Annotated in this window: 21 protein-coding genes; 12 read left to right on the top strand and 9 right to left on the bottom strand. The window is 45.3% G+C overall.

The genetic code is table 11. The annotated features are described in order from the left end of the window. On the top strand, nt 1–859 hold an 859-nt coding region (locus L2W36_RS19590; protein ID WP_236111236.1), incomplete at its 5' end, for an Hsp70 family protein. 305 nt (nt 860–1164) lie between these two features. Next, on the top strand, nt 1165–2304 hold the full coding sequence (dnaJ, locus tag L2W36_RS19585) for a molecular chaperone DnaJ (RefSeq protein ID WP_038227929.1): 1140 nt from the start codon (nt 1165–1167) through the stop codon (nt 2302–2304). Between the two features lie 46 nt (nt 2305–2350). Here the strand turns inward: dnaJ and L2W36_RS19580 are convergent, their stop codons facing one another. Then, nucleotides 2351–2773 (bottom strand): type IV pilin protein, encoded by a 423-nt coding sequence (locus tag L2W36_RS19580; protein ID WP_062460719.1) that lies wholly within the window; start codon nt 2771–2773, stop codon nt 2351–2353. A 99-nt stretch (nt 2774–2872) separates the two neighbouring features. On the opposite strand from L2W36_RS19580, the gene L2W36_RS19575 reads away from it, so the two are divergent. The 5 genes from L2W36_RS19575 (at nt 2873) to L2W36_RS19555 (ending at nt 7603) form a co-directional block, all read left to right on the top strand. After that, entirely contained in the window at nt 2873–3409 is a 537-nt protein-coding gene (locus tag L2W36_RS19575) for a GspH/FimT family pseudopilin (protein WP_268665816.1), read from the top strand. Continuing rightward, nucleotides 3406–4035: a PilW family protein gene (locus L2W36_RS19570; protein WP_236111235.1), complete on the top strand. Its 630-nt coding sequence runs from the start codon at nt 3406–3408 to the stop codon at nt 4033–4035. The genes L2W36_RS19575 and L2W36_RS19570 overlap by 4 nt, the downstream gene beginning before the upstream one ends. A gap of 32 nt (nt 4036–4067) precedes the next feature. Next, nucleotides 4068–5285 (top strand): hypothetical protein, encoded by a 1218-nt coding sequence (locus L2W36_RS19565; RefSeq protein WP_236111233.1) that lies wholly within the window; start codon nt 4068–4070, stop codon nt 5283–5285. After that, nucleotides 5275–5688, top strand: a complete 414-nt coding sequence (locus L2W36_RS19560) for a type IV pilus modification PilV family protein (protein ID WP_236111232.1) — start codon at nt 5275–5277, stop codon at nt 5686–5688. The genes L2W36_RS19565 and L2W36_RS19560 overlap by 11 nt, the downstream gene beginning before the upstream one ends. Nucleotides 5689–6043: 355 nt before the next feature. Beyond that, nucleotides 6044–7603, top strand: a complete 1560-nt coding sequence (locus L2W36_RS19555) for an AbgT family transporter (protein WP_006072502.1) — start codon at nt 6044–6046, stop codon at nt 7601–7603. Nucleotides 7604–7677: 74 nt separating this feature from the next. Here the strand turns inward: L2W36_RS19555 and fghA are convergent, their stop codons facing one another. Beyond that, nucleotides 7678–8523, bottom strand: coding sequence for an S-formylglutathione hydrolase (gene fghA / locus L2W36_RS19550; protein WP_038228008.1), 846 nt, complete (start codon nt 8521–8523; stop codon nt 7678–7680). Nucleotides 8524–8576: 53 nt separating this feature from the next. Further along, on the bottom strand, nt 8577–9701 hold the full coding sequence (locus L2W36_RS19545) for an S-(hydroxymethyl)glutathione dehydrogenase/class III alcohol dehydrogenase (protein WP_006072498.1): 1125 nt from the start codon (nt 9699–9701) through the stop codon (nt 8577–8579). A 172-nt stretch (nt 9702–9873) separates the two neighbouring features. Here L2W36_RS19545 and L2W36_RS19540 point away from each other — a divergent pair, with 172 nt between their 5' ends. Further along, complete coding sequence (locus L2W36_RS19540) at nt 9874–10758, top strand: LysR family transcriptional regulator (protein ID WP_062460732.1); 885 nt, start codon at nt 9874–9876, stop codon at nt 10756–10758. After that, complete coding sequence (gene tadA / locus L2W36_RS19535) at nt 10751–11281, top strand: tRNA adenosine(34) deaminase TadA (RefSeq protein WP_236111230.1); 531 nt, start codon at nt 10751–10753, stop codon at nt 11279–11281. The genes L2W36_RS19540 and tadA overlap by 8 nt, the downstream gene beginning before the upstream one ends. A 49-nt stretch (nt 11282–11330) precedes the next feature. Here tadA and L2W36_RS19530 read toward each other — a convergent pair whose 3' ends face one another. After that, a complete protein-coding gene (locus tag L2W36_RS19530; protein ID WP_006072494.1) occupies nt 11331–11468 on the bottom strand; it encodes a hypothetical protein in 138 nt (45 codons plus the stop codon). A 314-nt stretch (nt 11469–11782) separates the two neighbouring features. Then, the gene (gene mltF / locus L2W36_RS19525; protein WP_236111246.1) at nt 11783–13273 is read right to left on the bottom strand and encodes a membrane-bound lytic murein transglycosylase MltF; all 1491 of its coding nucleotides are present in this window, start codon (nt 13271–13273) and stop codon (nt 11783–11785) included. A gap of 374 nt (nt 13274–13647) precedes the next feature. Between mltF and purL the strand changes: the two genes are divergently transcribed. After that, entirely contained in the window at nt 13648–17562 is a 3915-nt protein-coding gene (purL, locus tag L2W36_RS19520; RefSeq protein ID WP_236111227.1) for a phosphoribosylformylglycinamidine synthase, read from the top strand. 194 nt (nt 17563–17756) lie between these two features. Then, a complete protein-coding gene (locus tag L2W36_RS19515; protein WP_038227917.1) occupies nt 17757–18011 on the top strand; it encodes a DUF3622 domain-containing protein in 255 nt (84 codons plus the stop codon). Nucleotides 18012–18059: 48 nt separating this feature from the next. On the opposite strand, the gene L2W36_RS19510 is transcribed toward L2W36_RS19515, so the two are convergent. The 3 genes from L2W36_RS19510 to tsaA all read right to left on the bottom strand — a co-directional run bounded on the left by L2W36_RS19510 (nt 18060) and on the right by tsaA (nt 21398). After that, nucleotides 18060–18746: a tellurite resistance TerB family protein gene (locus L2W36_RS19510; protein ID WP_236111225.1), complete on the bottom strand. Its 687-nt coding sequence runs from the start codon at nt 18744–18746 to the stop codon at nt 18060–18062. A gap of 147 nt (nt 18747–18893) precedes the next feature. Next, complete coding sequence (locus tag L2W36_RS19505; protein ID WP_006072485.1) at nt 18894–20609, bottom strand: proline--tRNA ligase; 1716 nt, start codon at nt 20607–20609, stop codon at nt 18894–18896. Between the two features lie 90 nt (nt 20610–20699). Continuing rightward, complete coding sequence (gene tsaA, locus L2W36_RS19500; RefSeq protein WP_236111224.1) at nt 20700–21398, bottom strand: tRNA (N6-threonylcarbamoyladenosine(37)-N6)-methyltransferase TrmO; 699 nt, start codon at nt 21396–21398, stop codon at nt 20700–20702. A 348-nt stretch (nt 21399–21746) separates the two neighbouring features. On the opposite strand from tsaA, the gene L2W36_RS19495 reads away from it, so the two are divergent. Beyond that, entirely contained in the window at nt 21747–23333 is a 1587-nt protein-coding gene (locus L2W36_RS19495; protein ID WP_006072482.1) for an AbgT family transporter, read from the top strand. A gap of 46 nt (nt 23334–23379) precedes the next feature. Here L2W36_RS19495 and L2W36_RS19490 read toward each other — a convergent pair whose 3' ends face one another. Further along, entirely contained in the window at nt 23380–23763 is a 384-nt protein-coding gene (locus tag L2W36_RS19490) for a DUF3461 family protein (protein WP_006072480.1), read from the bottom strand. Nucleotides 23764–23859 lie beyond the last annotated feature (96 nt).

Here is a 23859-nt window from a genome sequence, read left to right as displayed (position 1 = left end):
GGCTGAGTTCTTCGGTAAAGAAGCTCGCCGTGACGTGAACCCAGATGAAGCAGTAGCAATGGGTGCTGCAGTTCAAGGTGGTGTACTAGCTGGTGATGTGAAAGACGTACTTCTACTAGACGTTACTCCTCTGTCTCTAGGTATCGAGACTATGGGCGGCGTAATGACTAAGCTAGTTGAGAAGAACACAACTATCCCAACGAAAGCGAACCAAGTTTTCTCTACAGCAGAAGACAACCAGAACGCGGTAACTATCCACGTTCTTCAAGGTGAGCGTAAGCAAGCGATGTACAACAAGTCTCTAGGTCAATTCAACCTAGAAGGCATTCAAGCTGCACCTCGTGGTATGCCTCAAATCGAAGTAACTTTCGACCTAGATGCGGACGGTATCCTACACGTATCTGCGAAAGACAAGTCGACTGGTAAAGAGCAGAAGATCACTATCCAAGCGTCTGGTGGTCTGAGCGATGAAGACATCGAGAAAATGGTTCAAGAAGCAGAAGCTAACAAAGAAGCGGACAAGAAGTTCGAAGAGCTAGCAGCTGCACGTAACCAAGCAGACCAAATGATTCACGGTACTCGTAAGCAAGTAGAAGAAGCTGGTGAAGCGCTACCTGCAGAAGAGAAAGAGAAGATCGAAGCAGCAATCACTGAGCTAGAAGAAGCTCGTAAAGGTGAAGACAAAGAAGCGATTGATGCGAAAGTTCAAGCGCTAATGGCAGCGGCTCAGAAGCTAATGGAAATCGCACAACAGCAAGCTCAAGCACAAGGTGCGGGCGCTGAAGCTGGCGAACAGCCTAAGCAAGACGACGATGTTGTTGATGCTGAGTTCGAAGAAGTAAAAGACGAGAAAAAATAATTTCTCGTCGCTATAAAGCCCAATCTCGGCGTCGGAAATGCTCATTTGCACTTTCTCTATGAAAACTAAGCAAACTGCGCGTTTCCTCCTTGAGTTTGAACTTTATAGCTTAGAGAATTCAGTGAACTGGGTTCTCGAAAAGTGATTTATGCGGGCGTTTGGGGTAACCTTTACGCCCGCAAATTTGTAAACAGTGAGTTTACGAGAGTCATGTCGCTCTAGATAAGGACACCAATTTTTATCTAGAACGATACAATCCCCAAACAGCGTCGGGCTGTTTGTCGAAGTAATTGGTAACAAGCAATATGTCAAAACGTGATTTTTACGAAGTATTAGGCGTTGATCGTGACGCATCAGAGCGCGACATCAAGAAGGCGTACAAGCGTCTTGCGATGAAGTATCACCCAGATAGAAACCAGGGTGATGAAACCGCTGCTGAGAAATTTAAAGAAGTAAAAGAAGCGTACGAAATTCTTACCGAGCCGCAAAAGAAAGCGGCTTACGATCAGTATGGTCATGCAGCCTTTGAACAGGGTGGTATGGGCGGTGGCGGCTTTGGTGGCGCTGGTGCTGATTTTGGTGATATCTTCGGTGATGTATTCGGTGATATCTTTGGCGGCGGTCGCCGTGGTGGTGGTAGCCGTGCACAACGTGGTGCTGATCTACGTTACAACATGGAACTGTCACTGGAAGAAGCGGTTCGTGGTATCTCTAAGGAGATTGAAGTTCCAACGCTCGTTGAGTGTGAGACTTGTGATGGTAGCGGTGCGAAGAAAGGCTCTTCGCCACAAACTTGTGGTACCTGTCATGGACACGGTCAAGTTCAAATGCGTCAAGGCTTCTTTGCGGTTCAGCAAACCTGTCCTACTTGTCATGGCCAAGGTAAGATCATCAAAGACCCTTGTAATAGCTGTCATGGCCAAGGTCGTATTCAGAAGACTAAGACACTTAATGTTAAGATTCCAGCTGGCGTAGATACCGGCGATCGCATTCGTCTATCTGGCGAAGGTGAAGCGGGAGAGCATGGCGCACCAGCAGGTGATTTGTACGTTCAAGTGCACGTGAAAGAGCATCATATCTTTGAACGTGAAGGCAACAACCTATACTGTGAAGTACCTGTGAGCTTTGCTCAAGCGGCATTAGGCGGCGAAGTGGAAGTACCTACCCTTGATGGTCGTGTAAGCCTTAAAGTACCAGAAGAAACCCAAACAGGACGCATGTTCCGTATGCGTGGTAAAGGCGTGAAAGGCGTTCGCGGCGGCGGTGTGGGTGACCTTATCGTGAAGCTTGTAGTTGAAACACCAGTTAAGCTAAGTTCCCGTCAAAAAGAGCTACTACGTGAATTTGAAGAGTCATGCGGTGGTGATGCTGCTAATAAGCATAAGCCTAAATCAGAAGGTTTCTTCAATGGCGTTAAAAAGTTCTTTGATGATCTAACAAGTTAAGATTATTCAAACTATTGCTAAAGCTCGCGACCAGTCGCGAGCTTTTTTATTGCCCCCAACACGCTGCAGGGGTGGTCACACCTAAGGCGTTTAATGTCATCGACTTATCATCATCCAGACAGCTATCTTTCGTTTGTTGTTGTGATGATTGAGCCGTTGCCTTAATGATGTAGGCAACGGTGCGGCCAGCAGTTATTTCAAACCGATATCGCGTCGTTTGTGAGTCACAGATCGAACAAGTGCCGGCAGAAACAATTTGTTCGAAATGATAGCCGTTGTCATAGCGGCGTTCTAGTTCGTGTTGAATAGCGAGCATATCGCTCAGCGCTACCATACGATGACTCTTCCTAACTTGTTGCAGGTAACTTGGGTAAGCAATACCTGTGATCACTGCAAGTATGGCTAAAGTAATAGCAACCTCGACCAAGGTTAAACCACGTTGAAGCCTGTTACTTTTATTGCATTTCATTTTTCTCCCTAGCCCTAAATAACTCATTTCATTTACTTTAATAGTTTTCGTGGCTGCTAAATTTAACGCAAGTCTTAGTCGTCATTTGTAGGTGGTTTCATTCTTTTTTGGGAAAGATCTCGCGGCTTCTCACTCTTTGAGTTGGTTATTGCGATAGCGGTTCTTGGTGCTCTGCTTTCTGCTGTAGCTCCTACCTTTCAAGACGCTTCTAAGAAACTCAAAGCAACGCGAGCCGCTAATGAGCTATATGCTCTGTTAATGCAAACAAAGGCCGAGTCGATTGCACAGAATACGCCGCTATGGGTTCATTTTTCGGGGCTCTCAGAGCATCCAGAAACTGAGCACTGGAGTGTTGAAGTTACTAATCGTGTTGATATTAATGATCCCGATGCCAGGTTGTTGCGGCAAATAAAAGGCGAGGTGTTTAAAGGCATTGGGTTGTCACTCAATCATTCTAACCATCGGATTAAGTTTGATAATTTGACGGGAATGGCCCTGTCTAATGGCACTATCAAATTACAGCCCTACAGTGATGAGGAGTCTTATATCAATATTCGGACTCACAGTGTTTCTGGTCGAGTGATTGTATGTGATGTTGGCGAGATCCAGTTTGGCTTTGGAGCCTGTCCTAAATGAGAAGTGCCCCTAATCTCGTACGTGGAGTCATGTTGATAGAGCTTGTCATTGCAATGGCTCTGAGTACGTTAGTGCTATCGGCACTTGTTACCTTCTATATGTCTATCCAACGTCATGTTATCGAGCGCTCGCAGTTACTTATTCTTCAGCAAGCGCTGTCAACAACAGCACGGCGAGTTCAAAATGACCTTATACGCTCTGGTGCAGCTGGCTTTAATAATGCGACGCTGAATCCTCAAGGTTCAACACAGACTGTATACATATCCAACAATGGCATATCGGTTCAATATGCTTATTGGGACGACAGAGACCCTAATGTGACCAAACCAATTGAAAATGTAGTGTGGCAATTTGATGCTGATAACCAAAAACTGAAGATTTGCCGTTCAGTTTCAAGTTTGGCATCGGGGGCAAGAGACATTAGTTTTTCCTTCGTCTCGGGATGTACATCCGTATTCGAACCAAACTTGGTGGCGATTTCACGCTTTGAGCTAATCAGCGATGAAGTGGGCTCTTCGAGTAGCACCAATCAGTACCTTAAATTGGAGATGGAAGGACACTTAAGAGCAAAACCTTCTGTCACCGCATCCATTTATCGAGACTTCATGGTGAGGAATGGTCAATGAGGGTCAGACATCAGTTAGGAGCGATCACTTTAATGATGACTTCAATATTGCTGAGTTTGGCTTTGATGTTGTTTATTGGTATGTATAAGACGACATTTTACGAGATCAAGCGTGCACAAAACGAAATTACCTCTCGAAAGTCTTTCTGGCTCGCTGAAGGTGGTGTGGAATGCGCGATTGCTCAGTATCTCCCTTCGCAGAAAATCCCTGCAAGCATTCAGGTTTGCGATGACACATTATCAGTGACAACAAAATTGTGGTCAGACAGTATAACTGGTGATGTGGTGGCTTCAGCGACATCAGGAAACCAGACTATCAGCCGGCGTTTTGCTTTAGCAACTTCCAAATTAAAGTCAGGGGCAATACAAACTTCTGCGAGTATTAAAATCAAATCGTCCTTGGTGATCAATACGCCAGATCCTGGTATGGAAGTGGATGAAGGCTGGGAATGTGCGGCATTTCGCTTCAAAGGTCACCTTTCAGTAAAAGGTTCATTAATTAATCGCGGATTGAGTGATGGTCCAGTGCCTAGTGAAGAGTTTATGAGTCATAAGAAGTGTTTGCAGGAGCACTTAACTACTGTCGTCGGTGGTTGCAGCTCTTCCTCAGATCCCAAATGTTTTGCTAACGATTTTGTTCAAGATGACCAGCTTAACGTATTTGAAGATTTTTTTGGTGTTCCTCGTCATCAACATGATGCGGTGAGAACCAACGGCATGTTTAGAGAGATAAACCTAGAAACTCAAACGGCAGAAGGCCTGTGGGAACGAAAAAACTGTGGAGAAGAGATACTCCAGCAGCTCCGACAGAATAACTTACATCTTTGGATAAATGGCTCATGTGTCATATCGGATGATTACTTAGCAGATATTAAAGTGCTATCGGAAGCGACTGACGGGATTACGCTGCTAGTTCATGAGGGTATATTTGCGATGCAAGGCGCAGCAAGCATTAAAGGTGTTTTGTTTCATTTCAATCAAGACTTTGAACCTTCAATTGAGCAATGGCAACAGTTAGGAATAAGCGACAGTATTACGACACACTTTCCTGAAGATCAATCACTTGCGGCTTATTACCAAGACGGCAGTTTTATGATTACTGGAGGCGCATTTTTTGATTACTCCAATGTAGAACATCTTGCATTATTCCGAGATTCCTTAAGCTTTCAATACAATCATGATGTCATCACTCATTCTAGTTCTTCATCCTCCAGTTACCTATGGAAGAAGGGGGCGTGGCGTGATTTTTAGACAGAGTGGCATCAGCATCATTGAAGTGTTAGTCGCATTGTGCCTTTTTGGAATTAGTGCGTTAGGTCTGGCGAAAATGCAAGTCGACATGGAGCAGCGCTCAGATTTTGCTTATCGAAGTACTCAAGCGCTAGCATTAGCGGAATCAAAGCTAGAGTGGTTTCGAACTCGCGGGGCTGACTCCTCAGTTTCCAATCGAGTTGTTGCAGATTATATGACGGATATTGTTGACGGACAGGACCACTCACATCCAGTGTTTGATGTTAAGTGGACTGTCTCGAAAGTAGCTCTGAATGGAAGCATCAAGACGGTTGAGGTTGAAGTATTTTGGGTTGATCGATTGGGAGTGAAACGCAATGTTGCTCTGGTTACTCAGATTTCCCGCTTTAGTGAGTTTGACTAATTCTCTTGCCTCTATCGTGTCATTTTTCCATTAAGTAAATGAACTGAGAGTCATAGCCAAGGTTTGCGTTATTGTCGCAAGCATTAGGCGCTTAGATGATGGTGAAAATATAAGCTATGTTTATATAATCGGGTCTTTTGCGTGCTAGTTAGATAATTGTTTTGCATTTGTGCATTAACATGTTGGTTAAATGTTATGTTAGTCGGTGTTTTTTGCAAAATAAGTCTACAAATATGGAAAAAGTTCCAAATTATCTACTCTTTTCATCTTTTTTAAATAAAATGGTCACGCAAATATAATCTTCTCGCCTCGCGCGATGAGACCAACAAATAACAACATCACACACGGAGTTACCATGAGTAACCAATCGATTAATCAAGCGCCAGCTCCAAAGCCGAGTGGAATGGATCGCTTTTTAAACTTTATTGAGAAAGCAGGTAACAAGATCCCAGATCCTGCTATCCTTTTCTTCTGGGCACTGGTTATTGTTTGGGTTGCGTCAGCACTTTTATCTAACGTCAGTTTTGATCTGATTAACCCACGTACAGGTACTGCACTAGAAGTTAATAACCTACTTACTGGTGAAGCACTGGCTAGCTTTTTAGCTAATATGGTGACAACCTTCACTGGTTTTGCACCGCTAGGTATCGTTCTTGTTGCGATGCTAGGTGTTGGTGTTGCTGACTCTTCAGGCTTTATTACTACAGGCCTTAAGAAGATGCTTAACTTCACACCAGCTAAGCTACTAACACCAATGCTAATTCTTGTTGCGATTGTATCGCACACAGCAGCAGATGCAGGTTATGTACTGGTTATCCCTCTAGGTGGTATCATCTTCCACGCAGCCGGCCGTCACCCATTAGCGGGTATTGCAGCAGCATTTGCTGGTGTATCTGGTGGTTTCTCTGCGAACTTTATCCCTTCAGGTATCGACCCACTACTTGCTGGTTTCACGCAGACTTCTGCTCAAGTTCTTGATCCTGAGTACATCGTTAACCCTCTAGCAAACATTTTCTTCACTGGTCTATCTTCAGTGATTATTGTTGCTATCGGTTGGTATGTTACAGAGAAAATCATCGAACCGCGTCTTGCGAACACACCTGTAGATGAAGATGCAGAAGAAGCACCGGACCTAGGTACATTTACTGAGACTGAATCTAAAGCGTTCCGCGCTGCTGGTTGGTCAATGGTTGCTGGTATCGCGCTATTAATCGCAGCGATCATCCCTGAGACATCGGCACTGCGTTCACCTGAAGGTGAGATCACTGCGTTCTCTGCGCCATTAATGAAGTCGATTGTTCCTCTAATCTTCATTCTATTTATCATCCCTGGTTACGTATATGGACGTGTTTCTGGCACATTCAAGAACAGCAATGATGTAATCAAAGCGATGTCTGACACAATGGCGACAATGGGTGCGTACATTGTAATGTCATTCTTCTGTGCACAGTTCCTAGCGGCGTTTGGTCAATCAAACATTGGTACTATGCTGGCGCTTTACGGTGCAGAAGGTCTGAAAGCGATGAACCTTCCTGGTGAAGCGACGATTGTTGGTATGATTCTGCTAACAGCGTGTGTAAACCTGCTTGTTGGTTCTGCATCTGCGAAATGGGCACTGATTGGTCCTATCCTTGTTCCAATGCTAATGGCAGTAGGTATCTCTCCTGAGCTATCTCAAGCGGCATACCGTGTAGGTGATTCTGTTTCTAACATCATTTCACCACTAATGGTATTCTTCCCTCTAGTTGTGGTTTACTGCCAACGCTACGTTAAGTCGACGGGTATCGGTACGCTTGCGTCACTAATGATGCCATTCTCTATTGCAATGCTAATTGGTTGGACAATCTTCTTGCTAGCTTACTGGGCACTAGGTATCCCTCTAGGTATCCAAGCGCCATACACTTATACAATGTAAGTTGGTAGACAGTTAGAACAAAGCCCGCCCTTTCTATAAAGGGCGGGCTTTTTAGTTTAAGTAATAGCTAAAACTTAGTCTTTCAAGAATCCAGCATGAAAGCGTAAGTGATCTTCAATAAAACTCTGAATGAAGAAATAGCTGTGGTCATAACCAGGCTGCATACGAAGCTTTATATCACTACCAGAAATTTCTGCCGCAGCTAACAACAGCTCTGGCTTTAGCTGCTCTTGTAGGAATCCGTCGTCTTCCCCTTGGTCTACTAAAATTGGCAGCGTTGCCATCTTAGCTTTAAGCAACTCAGCACTGTCATACTGTTTCCAGTCATCCGTATTGTTACCAAGGTACTGACTCAGTGCTTTTTGGCCCCAAGGGCAGTTCATTGGATTACTGATTGGGCTAAATGCCGAAATAGAGCGATATCTATCACTGTTTTTTAATCCAATCGTTAGCGCGCCATGTCCGCCCATGCTGTGTCCAGAAATGGATCGAACCTGTGTGACAGGGAAGTGCTGTTCGATAAGTGATGGCAACTCATCGACGACATAGTTGTACATTTGGTAGTGTTGATTCCAGGGTGCTTGTGTGGCATTTACATAGAACCCAGCGCCTAAGCCGAAGTCGTATGCACCCTCGGCATCATCAGGTACATCTTCACCGCGAGGGCTAGTATCAGGTGCGACGATGGCAATACCGAGTTTTGCCGCCATGCGGAAAGCGCCTGCTTTTTGCATGAAGTTTTCGTCGGTGCAGGTTAAACCTGAAAGCCAGTAGAGGACGGGGACTGGATTATCAGCGCTCGCTTCTGGTGGTAAATAGATGGCAAATCTCATCTGGCAGCTCAATGCCGAAGATTGGTGATGGTACTGTTTGTGCCACCCACCAAATACTTTGGCTTGGCTTACATTTTCTATGGTCATTCTATCAATCCAATTTAAAAGCAAGGGCTCTAGTACACTAGAGCCCTGAATCATTAATAGTGAATAACGGTACGAATACTTTCGCCTTTATGCATTAATTCGAATGCTTCGTTAATGTCTTCCAGTGGCATGGTATGAGTGATGAACTCTTGTAAGCCGAACTCACCTGCCATATAACGGTTAACGATTTCTGGTAGTTCACTACGGCCTTTAACACCACCGAAAGCACTACCACGCCATACGCGACCAGTCACGAGTTGGAATGGACGAGTTGAGATCTCTTGACCTGCACCCGCTACGCCGATGATAACGGATTCACCCCAACCTTTGTGGCAGCACTCAAGTGCTTGACGCATCACGTTTACGTTACCGATACATTCGAAAGAGTAATCAACACCACCATCTGTCATCTCAATAATCACTTCTTGAATTGGCTTATCGAATTTTTGTGGATTGATCACGTCAGTCGCGCCAAGTTGCTGAGCAAGCTCGAACTTGCTTTCATTGATGTCAACACCAATGATTTTGCTAGCGCCAGCCATACGAGCACCAATGATAGCTGATAGCCCGATACCCCCAAGACCGAAGATAGCAACAGTGTCGCCTTTCTCCACTTTCGCTGTGTTCAGTACCGCACCCATACCGGTAGTAACACCACAACCAAGTAAACATACTTCCTCTAGAGGCGCTTCTTTGTTTACTTTAGCCAGAGAAATTTCTGGTAGTACGGTGTATTCAGAGAAAGTTGAACAACCCATGTAGTGGTAAATCGGTTGACCGTCTTTGTAGAAACGAGTCGTACCATCTGGCATCAGACCTTTACCTTGAGTCTCACGAACTGCTTGGCAAAGGTTAGTTTTACCTGATTTACAGAACTTACATTCGCCACATTCTGCTGTGTAAAGTGGAATAACATGGTCGCCAACTTCAACACTTGTTACACCTTCACCAACCATTTCTACAATGCCGCCACCTTCGTGGCCAAGAATGCTTGGGAAAATACCTTCTGGATCATCGCCAGATAGAGTGAATGCATCGGTGTGACATACGCCAGTAGCAACGATTTTTACGAGTACTTCACCAGCTTTTGGAAGCATTACATCCACTTCTTCCATTTTAAGTGGTTGGTTAGGGCCCCAAGCAACAGCAGCACGTGATTTGATAAATTGTTCAGTCATGGTTATTCCTTATTATTACAAGGTCACAAAATTAACTAACGGCTAACTTGAGTAAGACTAGTTCACTTCACGCCGTTTGCATCAGATGGGGCTAGTATATTTATTTCTTAAATAATGATAATTAGCATAAATTGAAATACACTATTACATGAAAGTAATAGTGAGGGTTAAAATGGCAAATTGGGAAGGGATCAATGAGTTTGTAGCAGTGGTAGAAACGCAGAGTTTTACTGGTGCAGCAGACAGGTTGGCAACATCAGTAGCCAATATTAGTCGCAGAGTGAATGCGTTGGAGGAAAAGCTCGGCGTAAAGCTATTTGTTAGAACTACTCGCAAGGTTTCAGTAACGGAAGTGGGGGCGACTTACTATCAACACTGTAAACCTCTTGTTGATGGACTAGCGTTGGCAGAGTTAGCGATAACTCAACTTCAATCTACACCTAAGGGTAAAATAAAAATGACGGCGCCAGTCACCTTTGGTGAACAAGTTCTTGCGCCGTTGATGCACGAGTTTCTGTTGATGCACCCACAAATTGAACTGGACTTGATTCTTTCTAACCAGAAAATGAACTTGGTGGAAGAAGGGTTTGACCTAGCCGTTCGTCTTGGTCGACTCGAAGACTCTTCTATGATGGCCAGAAAACTACTCGACCGACATATGTTTGTGTGTGCAAGTCCAACCTACCTTGAAAACCATGGTGAGCCTCACACACTGTCGGAATTGAAAAGGCATAGCTGTTTACGAGGTTCAACAAAGTACTGGCGTTTCGATGAAAAAGGGTCTGAGCGTCTTATTCACGTTGAAGGTCGAGTTCAATGCAACAGCGGTTATGCACTCGTTGACGCGGCTTTAAAAGGATTAGGCATAGTGCAACTTCCTGATTACTATGTGCAGCCGTATTTGGAAGCTGGGGAGCTGGTGGAAGTGCTGACTCCATATCGAGGTGATCGTGAGGGTATTTGGGCATTGTATCCACAGAACCGAATGCTCACTTCGAAAGTTCGCACGTTAATTGATTACCTATCAGAAGCATTAAGCCGAGAAAAACATGACTGATGAACAAATGACCTTTGAATTTAATGATGAAGACCGTCGTTTTATGCAACGCGCGATGGAGTTGGCGAATCATGCTGAATCTGAAGGTGAAGTGCCTGTTGGAGCGGTATTAGTCAGAGGTGGGGAGATTATCGCTGAAGGATGGAATCAATCTATCGGTAATCACGACGCGACGGCACATGCTGAGATGCAAGTGATTCGTAAAGCAGGCCAGAGCCTAGAAAACTATCGACTGCTGGATACGACATTGTATGTAACGCTAGAGCCATGTCCAATGTGCGCAGGAGCTCTGCTGCATAGTCGTGTAAAGCGGATTGTATTCGGTGCACCTGATTTAAAAGCTGGCGCAGCAGGGACGGTATTAAACTTGTTTGAGAGCCAAGCATCGTATCACTACGCCGATGTTGAATCTGGGTTATTAGAAGCGGAATGTCGTCATCAATTGCAGGCATTCTTTAAACGCAGACGCAAAGAAATAAAACAAAAGAAGCAAGAGAAGCGTGATGAACAGATGAAGGGTTAAGAGTAATTTTTAGCAAACATCTGCTGGGCAGATGTTTGCTGTCTGTGCTTTATGGAGTGAGTAACTGCATAAAAGCTCGGTGACGCCAAATAACTTTCTTTTTATTATTGGCCATTTTTCTTTTGCGGCGGTTTGCTGCCACCGTCTTATTAAGGTGTTTAGATTGCATTCTTTTCCTTGCAAGCATAAAACTACCTCCTATCACGAAAGATAAACCTCTCCGATCTGTATCTAGACACAATCATTGCGTAATAGATTTCCTTATCAATGGATCGATGCCGGAGTACGAAACACAATCCACCGCCCAACCTTGTCGTAGGGTGATTTCGATTATGCTGAGTATTTGCAGAGGGCACGACAGTACCTTGCGACAGAAGAGATTATCTCGCCAAGCGAAGCGTTGGCGAATGATCAATCTCAAAGTTTAATGTAAGGGCTTGAGAATAAGATTTCAAGTATGCGATATACGATCACATTCGCATACTTGAAGATTGCTGATAGTTAACGTCCTGAGTGTCCAGTTTGCTGGGTTGACGCAGAGCCTGAGCTAATCTCCTCTTGTTCTGGCTCGACCGGTCCTTTCTCTGAAGGCAGTGGTGGGATGACGATTAAGTCTTCTGTACTTATTTCTTTTTCCGCTTCAACGGCTATCTGCTTGTCGATGTGACCAATAATGCTTTGATAGTATCGACGAATATTCTCGACATAATTTCTTGCCTCATCACCGCGAGCATAGCCGTAACGTGTCTGGCTGTAATATTTCTTTTGGCGTAATAACGGTAAACGATCTTTCACATCCGCCCAAGCATCAGGATCACCACCTTGTCGTTTTGTCAGGCGTCTTGCGTCCATCATATGACCGAAACCGACGTTATAAGAGGCGAGGGCAAACCAGATTTTCTCATGTTCTGCGATAGAATCTGGAACACGATCAACAATTCGTCTTAAGTATTCCACACCGCCACGGACAGACTGTTCTGGATCCAAGCGGTTGGTAACACCAACACTTTTAGCCGTCGGTAATGTAAGCATCATCATACCGCGAACACCTGTTGGCGATTTAGCCACAGGATTCCAGTGAGACTCTTGATAGGCAAGAGCAGCGATTAAGCGCCAATCAAATTCGTTCGAATATTTCTTAAAGAGAGGCGACCACTTAGGCAATTTGCCATCTAAAGCACGGATAAACGCGCGAGTATCGACGTAGTCGAAAACACCGATGTGTCCGATATACTTCTCTTCTAAATTCGCCAGTTCACCTGTCTGTTTCAAGCGGCCGAAGAACTCGATCAATAACGCGTACAGGCTTTCATCTTCTGACTTTCGCATATACCAAGAGATCGGTTGATCTTCAGTCATTTCAAACGCCAATGCGAGATCAGGATAAATTCGTTGAGAAAGTGACAGTTCCACAGAGTCTGCCATGGTGAATTTAAGTTGGCCTTCAGAAACCTGCTTTAGTAGGTCATTGACGTCAGCATTAGCATCAATGTAGTAGCGGAAGTCAGGGTTCTGGTTAGCGACATTCGCTAGTGTTTGCTCAAAGTGAGAGTCTTTTACTATCGCAAAGACCTCTTCACCATCGGCTTTATCGATTAACTCTTGCTGATTGTTTAATAATTGTTCTAAGTTTCTTGGTCGCCATTGACCCTTCTTATAGACCACCTGTTGGCTTACGTAGTAATAGGCAGGGCCTGCACGAAAGTGCTTGATACGTTCTGGAGATTGGCTTAGTCCGGCTGCGATAATATCGATTTCACCTTTTTGCAATGCTGGAAACAGACTTGCTTGGCGGTAAGCGGGCTTCATTTCTAACCGCACACCTAGTTCATCGGCAAACTGTCTTGCAAGCTCATAGTCCAAGCCAGTCGGACCATCAGGACCAATATAATAAGAGAGTTGATTGTTGAGTGTACCGACACGAAGCACACCACGCTCTTTAATATTCTCTAGTTCGCTTTTGGGATCAGAGTCGATTTGGCAGCCTGCCATTCCAAGCGTTAACAGACAAACGGATAGTAATTTGAGCCAGCGTAAATTTAACCAATAAACAGCAGATGGATTTTGCATTAATTCATTTATCTCACAACGATAGTGCTGTCTTTATACCAAAGCTGACGAGCTTGGCAAAGCAAGAAGGCATAAACACCCGAGAGTGGTCACTTTATCACCATGACGATATCGTTTGCTGCAAATCGAAAAAAAATGACGAAAACGTTTGCGTTAGCGGTTACGTCACAAAAAAAAATCCTCTATAATAGCGCCGCATTAGAGCAGGATAAATTGTTATAAGTTCAAAAATACAATCTAACTATTTGAATTTATACTAATTTCACCTCAATCAACTGCATAAGAGACCTAAGCACATGAGAATTTTGCGTGGTTCCCCAGCTCTTTCTGAGTTTCGTGTTAACAAGCTACTAGAGCTTTGTCGTGAACTAAACCTACCAGTAACAGGTATTTACGCTGAGTTTGCCCACTTTGCCGACCTAACGGCAGACCTGGATGAGTCTGAAGTTGAAAAATTAGAGAAGTTGCTGACTTACGGTCCAACTATCGAAGAGCACGAGCCAACAGGCACACTGCTTCTAGTGACACCTCGCCCTGGCACAATCTCGCCATGGTCTTCTAAATCTACGGATATCGCCAATAACTGTGGCCTAGACAAAGTGACTCGCCTAGAGCGCGGTACGGCATACTATGTAGAGACATCAAGCGAATTGACTGAGCTTCAACTTGTTGAGCTTAAAGCGGTGATCCACGACCGTATGATGGAAGTGGTTTTCTCTGACTTCGAATCAGCGGCAGCACTGTTCCAAGTAGCAGAGCCAGCACCGGTAGCTGATGTTGATCTACTAATAGGTGGCCGCAAAGCACTAGAAGAAGCGAACGTGACGCTAGGTCTTGCACTTGCAGAAGATGAAATTGATTACCTACTTGAAAGCTTTGTGACTAAGCTAGAGCGCAACCCAACAGACATCGAGCTGATGATGTTTGCGCAGGCGAACTCTGAGCACTGCCGTCACAAGATCTTCAATGCAGATTGGACTATCGACGGCGTGAAGCAAGACAAGTCGCTGTTCAAGATGATCAAAAACACATTTGAAACGACACCAGACCACGTTCTATCTGCTTACAAAGATAATGCAGCAGTAATGGAAGGCTCTGAAGTGGGTCGTTTCTTCCCAGATCCAAAAACACGTCAGTACGGTTACAACCACGAGAAAGCACACATCTTGATGAAGGTGGAAACACACAACCACCCAACAGCGATTTCTCCGTGGCCAGGTGCTTCTACAGGTAGCGGCGGTGAAATCCGTGACGAAGGCGCAACAGGTATTGGCGGTAAGCCAAAAGCAGGTCTTGTAGGTTTTACGACTTCTAACCTTCGCATTCCTGGCTTCGAACAGCCTTGGGAAACCGACTTCGGTAAGCCAGGCCGTATCGTTAACGCACTGGATATCATGCTAGAAGGTCCACTAGGTGGCGCGGCGTTTAACAACGAATTTGGTCGTCCAAACCTACTGGGTTACTTCCGTACTTACGAAGAAAAAGTCACATCACATGCAGGTGAAGAGGTGCGTGGTTACCACAAGCCAATCATGATTGCTGGTGGTATGGGTAACATCCGTGACGAGCACGTTCAGAAGAAAGAGATCCCAGTAGGTGCAAGCCTAATCGTACTTGGTGGTCCTGCAATGAACATCGGTCTTGGTGGTGGTGCAGCGTCTTCTATGGCGTCTGGCCAGTCTGCTGAAGACCTAGACTTTGCCTCTGTTCAACGTGAAAACCCAGAGATGGAACGTCGCTGTCAAGAAGTGATCGACCGCTGCTGGCAGCTAGGTGAAGACAACCCAATCGCATTTATCCACGATGTGGGTGCGGGCGGTATCTCAAATGCACTTCCTGAGCTTGTTGATGATGGTGAGCGCGGCGGTATCTTTCAGCTTCGTGACGTACCAAACGATGAGCTAGGCATGAGCCCACTTGAGATCTGGTGTAACGAATCTCAAGAGCGCTATGTAATGGCGGTAGCGCCAGAGAACATGGATGCATTCGATGCTATCTGTAAGCGTGAGCGCGCACCATATGCGGTAGTGGGTGTGGCAACTGAAGAGCGTGAACTGAAACTTGAAGATTCACACTTCGACAACACGCCAATCGACATGCCGATGGACATCCTTCTTGGCAAAACGCCGAAGATGCACCGTGATGCGAAAACCCTGAAAGTAGACAGCCCTGCGATCTCTCGCGAAGGTATTGAAATGAACGATGCCGTTGACCGCGTTCTTCGTCTACCAACGGTTGCAGAGAAAACATTCCTAATCACCATCGGTGACCGCACGGTTACAGGTCTTGTTGCTCGTGATCAGATGGTGGGTCCTTGGCAGGTGCCGGTAGCGAACTGCGCAGTAACAGCAGCAAGCTACGACACTTACCACGGTGAAGCAATGTCTATGGGTGAGCGCACTCCAGTTGCTCTACTAGACTTTGGCGCGTCTGCTCGTCTAGCGGTAGGTGAGTCTCTAACTAACATCGCAGCGACAGACATTGGTGATATCAAGCGCATCAAGCTATCAGCTAACTGGATGTCTCCAGCAGGTCACCCAGGTGAAGACGCAGGTCTTTACGAAGCGGTGAAAGCGGTAGGTGAAGAGCTATGTCCAGCACTGGGTCTAACGATTCCAGTAGGTAAAGACTCAATGTCGATGAAGACCAAGTGGAACGAGAATGGTGAAGACAAAGAAGTCACGTCGCCACTTTCACTGGTAATCACTGCATTTGGTCGTGTGGAAGATGTTCGTAAGACGGTCACACCGCAGCTTCGCACCGACAAAGGTGAGTCGTCTCTTGTTCTTGTTGATCTTGGTAACGGTAAAAACCGTCTAGGCGCAACGGCATTGGCACAGGTTTACAAGCAGCTTGGTGATAAGCCAGCAGACGTAGACAACGCAGAGCAGCTAAAAGGCTTCTTCGATGCGATGCAAACCCTTGTTCGTGATGACAAGCTAGTGGCTTACCACGATAAAGGCGATGGCGGTCTATTCGTCACGCTTGCTGAGATGGCATTTGCGGGTCACTGTGGCGTGAAAGCTGATATTGCTGGCCTGTCTTCTTCAGAGAACGGCGAAGATGCGCTAGCGGCGCTATTTAACGAAGAGCTAGGTGCAGTTGTTCAGGTTAAGAATGACGACCTTGAAGTCGTGAAAGCGGTTCTAGCGGCGAACGGCCTAGAAGCATGCTCTCACGTAATCGGCAGCGTTGAAGCGTCTGACGACTTCGTTATCACTTCTGGTGATGCGGTTGTTATCGAGCGCTCTCGTACTGAGCTACGTACTATCTGGGCGGAAACTACGCACAAGATGCAGTCTCTACGTGACAACTCTGCGTGTGCAGACCAAGAGCACGAAGCGAAGAAAGACAACTCTGACCCTGGTCTAAACGTGAAACTGAGCTTCGACGTTAAAGAAGATGTTGCAGCGCCATACATTGCGACGGGCGCTAAGCCTAAGATGGCAATTCTTCGTGAGCAGGGTGTTAACTCTCACGTTGAAATGGCAGCAGCGTTTGACCGCGCTGGCTTTGAAGCAACAGACATCCACATGAGCGACATCCTAACGGGTCAAGCAGTTCTAGAAGAGTACCAAGGTCTTGTGGCTTGTGGTGGCTTCTCTTACGGTGATGTTCTAGGTGCGGGTGAAGGTTGGGCGAAGTCTATCCTGTTCAACGACCAGGCGCGTGACCAGTTCCAGAGCTTCTTCCACCGCGAAGACACCTTCTCACTAGGTGTGTGTAACGGCTGTCAGATGCTATCGAACCTAAAAGAGCTGATCCCAGGTGCAGACCTATGGCCACGCTTTGTTCGTAACGAATCTGAGCGCTTTGAAGCTCGCTTTAGCCTAGTAGAAGTGCAGAAGTCTGACTCTATCTTCTTCGATGGCATGGAAGGTTCACGTATGCCAATTGCAGTTTCTCACGGTGAAGGTCGCGTAGAAGTGCGCGATACTGACCACCTAAATGCGATTGAAGCATCAGGTACGGTAGCGGTGCGTTATGTTGATAACAATGGCAACCCAACGCAGCAGTATCCAAATAACCCGAACGGTTCACCAAACGCAATCACAGGTCTAACGACTCGTGACGGTCGTGTGACTATCATGATGCCGCACCCAGAGCGTGTATTCCGTACGGTTGCTAACTCTTGGGCGCCTGAATCTTGGGGTGAAGACAGTGCTTGGATGCGTATGTTCCGCAACGCTCGCGTGAACGTAGGTAAGTAATCGAACCGAGGCAACTACCTCAAACGTTACAGCCAAATAGTTAATGAAGTCCTCAGTGGAAACACTGGGGACTTTTTCTTATAAAAACTCTGAGCGTCAGCGCTCGATTTGTGTTCTAATACCGCGCTGGCTTAGGGATGGCTAGCATTACATTGCTGGAATATCCCTTAACAAAGTCTTTAGGAACTACATAAATGTCTGAAAATAAAAAATTTACTATCCGTCTAACGGAAAAGCGTAACGGTTGGTCTGCAGAGATCATTCGTCAAGTAACGTCTCGTCGCACTGTTGTGTCTAAGCGTGAGATGGGTTTTGAGAGTCAAGAGTTGGCTCAAGCTTGGGCGGATAAAGAGCTAGCTGGTTTCATTGAAAACCAAGCAAAGCGCAATGAGCGCAAAGCGGAAGCACGCGCTGCTAAAGCTGCTGCGGCTGTTGTAAGCGAAGAATAAGAATTTATGTACCTAAGGTCGGTTTTAGGCCTTAGGTACCTTGTTACTTTATTGAGTGATTTTCGTATTCAGTTGCGCCACTAACCCCTCTTCTAAACCTAACTGGTTCGCCAGTTCTTTCAAATACGCTTTTTCCATAAAGTTTTGTTCATCCGCGACCAATAGGCTCGCCAAATAGATTTCAGTACCATGCTCGGGAGAGACGGCTAGCTTAGCAATTTCGCTTGGATCGAGAGGTTTTGCCATTTCAGTTTGAACAAGTCGATGTACTGATGGGTCTGCATCTAATCCTGTCAGAGCTTGTTCAATCTTCGCCATTTCTTGCTCATCAATATGACCATCTGCTTTAGCTGCGGCTATCATGGCTTTGAGTACTGACTCATCGTGCTGGTTAGTCTGAGTAAAATTGGCCGGTGTTGATGAATGTGTAACTGTAGTAGCATCGGAGTTTCCTCCGTTATTATTGCTGTAGTCGTTGTAAAGTTTATAGGCTAGAGCTCCAAGCGCTGCTGCACCGCCAACACCTAGGGCTTTCTTACCCATTTTCTTTGTTTTCTTAGAGCCCATCAGCATGCCAAGAATACCACCGCCCACGGCTCCAGCTCCTAACGCCCCCAGAGTTTTTTTGTCACCAAGTGCGTTACTTAAACTGGATGAAGATTGGCTTGCTTTTTGAGTGGCTTGTTTTGCTATATCTGAGCTGAGAGCTTGATTAAGAAGTGCTTTCAAGTCCATCTTGTTCTCCTGATACTTACCGATATAAGTCATAGTAAAAGAGGGAAGATGAACAGAATATGAAGGTAATAAAAAAGGCCGCGTAAGCGGCCTTAAAGATAAAATTTAGCTCGTCTGGCGTAGAGGGCCAGTCGCGATAACGCAGTATTACGCTAGCTGCGAAGTAACGTGCGCTACGATTTGTTCCATGGCAACTGGAGTCTTATCACCAGTGCGACGGTTCTTATATTCGAAGTTACCTTCATCCATGCTACGGTCGCCAATAACGATCGTATGAGGAATACCGATAAGTTCGATGTCGGAGAACATTACGCCTGGACGTTCTTTTCGGTCATCGAACAGAACTTCGATACCAGCAGCAGTTAGTTCAGCGTATAGCTTTTCAGCTGCTTCTTTAACGCGCTCAGATTTGTGCATGTTCATAGGAACTATAGCTACTTGGAATGGAGCAATCGCATCTGGCCAAATAATGCCGTATTTGTCGTTGTTTTGCTCAATTGCAGAAGCAACTACACGAGAAACACCGATACCGTAGCAACCCATCTCTAGAATAGTATTCTTACCATCTGGACCAAGTACACCACAGTTCATTTTCTCTGAGTAGTTTTTGCCAAGCTGGAAGATGTGGCCAACTTCGATACCACGCTTAAGCTGGATAGTACCTTGACCACATGGGCTAGGATCACCTTCAACAACATTACGTAGGTCTTCAACTTTACCTAACTCTACATCGCGGCCCCAGTTGATGCCAAAGTAGTGTTTGTCATCAATGTTTGCGCCCGCACCGAAGTCACTCATTACTGCAACCGAGCGGTCTACGATAAATGGCAGTTCAAGGCCAACTGGACCAAGAGAACCAGGACCAGCGCCGATAGCTGCGCGAATCTCTTCTTCAGTCGCCATTTCTAGCGGTGAAGCGATTTCAGCCAGTTTCTCTGCTTTGATCTCGTTAAGCTCGTGGTCGCCACGAATGATCAATCCAACAAGTGGAGCATCGATCTCTTCAGAGGCTTTTACAAACAGTGTTTTGACGGTCTTTTCGATTGGTAGATCGAACTGTTCTACAAGTTCAGCAATAGTTTTGGCATTTGGTGTATCAACCAATGTCATCTCTTGAGTCGGTGCTGCTAGATCCATTGCTGGCGCTACTGCTTCCGCTTTTTCGATGTTAGCTGCGTAGTCAGATTCAGAAGAGAAGGCGATGAGATCTTCACCGCTCTCTGCCAATACATGGAATTCATGTGAACCGTTACCACCGATAGCGCCAGTGTCTGCTAGTACTGGACGGTAATCTAGACCCATGCGATCGAAGGCTTTGCAGTACGCCTCGTGCATCGCTTGGTAAGATTTTTCTAGACCTTCTTTGTCGATATCGAAGCTGTATGCATCCATCATCGAGAATTCACGTGCACGCATAACACCGAAACGAGGGCGACGCTCATCACGGAACTTAGTTTGAATCTGATATAGGTTCAGCGGAAGTTGCTTATAAGAGCTTACTTCGTTGCGAACAAGGCTAGTGATAACTTCTTCAGCCGTTGGGCTAAGAACAAACGGACGCGTGTGGCGATCAGTGAAGCGAAGTAGTTCCGCACCCATCTTTTCAGATCGGCCTGTTTCTTCCCATAGTTCAAACGGCTGCACTACGGGCATCAAAGTCTCAACTGCACCTGCATTATCGATCTCTTGGCGAACGATGTTTTCGACTTTACGCAGAACACGTAGACCCGTAGGTAGCCAAGTGTATAAACCTGAAGCTAGTTTACGAATCATACCTGCACGCAGCATTAGCTGGTGACTTACAACTTCTGCGTCGTTTGGTGTCTCCTTCAGAGTAGAAAGAAGATAGTTACTGGTACGCATTTATGGGTATCCGTTCATTATGTTAATAGAGAATTTGGGCAGAAGACCCAAATCGAGTTAAGCCGCTTATGATATCAGCCAATTCGCTTTCTACAAAGAGTCAATGGAAGTTACCAAGGCTAGTTGCGCGATTATTTTGAATTTTACGTTCCAATCGAAGAGTCTGACTCCGTATTCCTTATCATCAACCTTACTTTTTTTGTAAGCAGGTCGGGGATCTTGAGCGAGTACCTCTCTGATGACTTGCGTTTTATAGGCAACCTCCTTGTCCTTAGCAAGTACCTCTAATGCGATGTCTGAAAACGCGACTTCAATCGATTCAGGTTCAGATTCCGCATAGCCACCGATGGCATCAGGGATTGAGTCTGAATAAGGGATATAAGGTTTGATATCGACGATTGGGGTGCCATCGACAAGATCAACACTGCCCACATCAATAAAGACTTGGGAACTTTGCTGACGAATACCTTTCAGTTCAACTGAAGACATTCCGATACCATTGGGACGAAATGTCGCGCGGCTGGCTAATACTCCGACTCGTTCATTGCCTCCTAATCGAGGTGGTCTCACTGTAGGTTTCCAGCCTGCGGCAAGGTTTTGGTCAAAGAGAAACAGCAACCAAAGGTGAGAAAATTGTTCAAGGCCGCGAACGGCTTCCAGACAATTGATGTCACCCTGTAATACAATTGTTGCGGTGGCGCTCGAGACTAACCGAGGTTGTCTCGGTACAGCAAACTTCTCTTTGTAAGGAGAATGAATGATGCCAATTGGCTCCAATGAGTAAGTCACGAATTGAGTCCTAGTTCACATAAATCACAATCCATCATTTCAGAAGCTGAGTGTGTTTTCAATGATGATTTAGTTGAGCTTTTTTTAGTCCTAATCGGTTGTCGATATTACAAAAAGGTAAATATGTCACGAGATTGTTATTTTTTGTTTTATATTTTTGTCATTATAAGTTGTTGTGTTTCTGCTAAATAACTGGATGTAAATTGCGCATTATTTACAATTAGCAACATTTTCGGCTTTTAATGTTGAGCTCCCTCACGTACCCTGCGGCTGCTTTTTTACAAAGTTGTCAGGAATCGACCATGGCTTTGTAAAGAATGCTAGGACAAATAAAAAAGGAGGGGACAGATGAGTTCATCTGCCACAATGAAACACAACAAGCCAAAAAAGCCTCTATTTACCCGTTTTCTTGACGCGGTAGAGTACTTGGGGAATCTATTACCCCACCCAATCACACTGTTTGCTATTTTCTGTGTTGCTATCTTAGTTATGTCAGGCATTGCCGGCTACTTTGACGTAGCGGTTGCCGATCCGCGCCCTGAAGGCGCTGCTGGTCGTGCAGCAGACGGTATGATTAAAGTAGTGAGCTTATTGAACGCAGAAGGCTTACAGCTAATCGTGACAAACTTAGTGAAAAACTTCACAGGTTTTGCGCCATTAGGAACCGTTCTTGTCGCTATGCTGGGTGTGGCAATTGCTGAACACTCTGGCATGCTATCTGCCGCAATGCGTGGTCTTGTTATGGGTGCGTCTCAGCGCATGGTAACAGTAACCGTTGTATTTGCAGGTATTATTTCTAACACTGCTTCAGAGCTTGGTTACGTCGTACTTATTCCATTGGCAGCGATGCTGTTCCACTCTCTAGGACGTCACCCTCTAGCAGGTCTTGCAGCAGCGTTTGCTGGTGTATCTGGTGGTTATTCAGCAAACCTATTAATTGGTACTGTGGATCCACTATTATCAGGTATTACTGAAACTGCCGCTCAAATGATCGATCCAAACTATACCGTTGGCCCTGAGGTTAACTGGTACTTTATGTTTGTGTCGACCTTCTTCATTGCGATTACAGGTGCCTTTGTTACCGAAAAAATCGTTGAGCCTAAACTGGGTAAATACAATGAAGAAGAAGCAGCAGAAGATCTTTCTAATGACAGCATGGGTTCACTGACTGCAGTAGAAAAGAAAGGCCTGAAAATGGCAGGTATTGCAGTACTGGTTGTAAGTGCAATCATTGCATCAACTGTTGTTCCTGAAAATGGCGTGCTTCGTACTGCTGATGGTCAGGTTGCAGGTTCTCCGTTCTTGAAGAGTATCGTAGCATTCATCTTTGTCTTCTTCGCGATTCCGGGCTTTGTCTACGGTAAAGTGACTGGCTCTATGAAGAATGACCGTGACGTGATCGATGCGATGTCGAAGTCTATGTCTTCGATGGGTATGTACATTGTATTGGTGTTCTTTGCTGCACAATTTGTAGCTTTCTTTAAGTGGACGAACTTTGGTCAGGTATTTGCTGTAGCGGGTGCTGACTTCCTACAGACTATCGGTCTAACAGGTCCTGCTCTGTTTTTTGCATTTATCCTAATGTGTGGCTTTATCAACCTAATGATTGGTTCAGCGTCTGCACAGTGGGCAGTAACAGCACCTATCTTTGTTCCAATGCTTATGTTGGTTGGTTATGCTCCTGAAACCATTCAGGCGGCATACCGTATTGGTGATTCAACCACCAACATCATCACACCTATGATGAGCTACTTTGGACTGATTCTGGCAGTGGCAACACGCTATATGAAGAATCTAGGTATTGGTACACTAATCGCAACTATGTTGCCGTACTCTATCTGTTTCTTGGTTGGTTGGAGTTTACTGTTCTATATCTGGGTATTCCTACTAGGTCTACCAGTAGGTCCAGGCGCAGCAACGTTCTATACACCTTAATAGATAAGCCTATAAAAAATGCTCCCAATGGGAGCATTTTTTTTAATTATTTTAACTTTTCTAAATCCGCTTCAATCTCGGCAATTTTGCTAGAAACGACTTTTTCTAAGTGGCGAAGATCGGTGAGGATTTTCTGCTTAACATCGACTTCGGCGACTTCTACAGGTTTGGTTAGTTTATTTAATTCGTCAATAACAAGCGTGAGATTGCGGTTAATTTCGGTGACTTCTTTGTAATTGCCACTGCTGCTATTAACACGAACATTCTTTACTTGTCTTGGATACTTAAACTTAACGCTTTTGGCGAAGAGCTCGCCCTTTTGCTTATGAAAGTATATCTTCAACACATCCTTGTGCGCTTCTTGTCGTAGTGAGTAACGCTCAATTTGTTTAGGATCGTGAATGCCTAAACCTGTGAGGTTTGGATACATAAGTTACCTCTTATTGCAGTGTGTTTTCTCTACAACTGTAGCAGGCAATTAATGTGGTAGATAGCTGATAATTAGACAAATAAGAGAGAAATGTGG

Origin of the sequence: Vibrio sp. McD22-P3, from assembly GCF_021568915.1 — a bacterium.
Classification (GTDB): Bacteria; Pseudomonadota; Gammaproteobacteria; order Enterobacterales; family Vibrionaceae; genus Vibrio; species Vibrio mediterranei.
Note: the sequence above shows the minus strand (reverse complement) of the source record. Positions and strands in the feature narration are given on the sequence as shown.